We start from the raw sequence: 521 nt of genomic DNA, 5'->3' as shown, positions 1-521 counted from the left end.
GCTGCAGACGCTGCAGACGCTGCAGGCCCTGGGCACTCGGATCGTGATGGACGATTTCGGCACCGGCTACTCGAGCCTGGCCTACCTGTGGCGCTTCCCGTTCCACAAGGTCAAGATCGATCGCGCGTTCACGCAGAACATGGAGCGCGACCCGAAGGTCGACCTGATCGTCGGCTCGATCGTCTCGCTCTCGCATGCGCTGGGCATGCGCGTGAATGCCGAGGGCGCCGAGACGGCGTCGCAGCTGGCGCGGCTGCGGGCGCATGGCTGCGACGAGATCCAGGGCTTCCTGCTCGGACGGCCGGTGCCGGCGTACCAGCTGCGGCACGAGGATGCGACGCTGTGGCGGACGCCGCGCGGCGAGCCGCGGGTGAGCACGCTGGATCCGGTGATCTGAGCGCCGCCTCGGATTTCCTGAGCCTCCATATCGGATCGGCGCCGATGGCCTTGCGTGCCGTTTTCGGCGACGCTGGCGCCGGATGGAGGATGAATGATGGGTCGCTCTTCGGCGGGGGTCGAGC

The 521-nt window shown here is 68.3% G+C and carries 1 protein-coding gene; it reads left to right on the top strand.

What is annotated here, in order from left to right; translation table 11 throughout:
• A partial coding sequence (locus AC1D01_RS38250) for an EAL domain-containing protein (protein WP_477875246.1) occupies nucleotides 1-397 on the top strand: 397 nt, incomplete at its 5' end.
• Nucleotides 398-521 lie beyond the last annotated feature (124 nt).

It is taken from the genome of Rhizobacter sp. P3_B12 (assembly GCF_056402895.1).
This window is presented reverse-complemented; position numbering and strand designations above follow the sequence as displayed.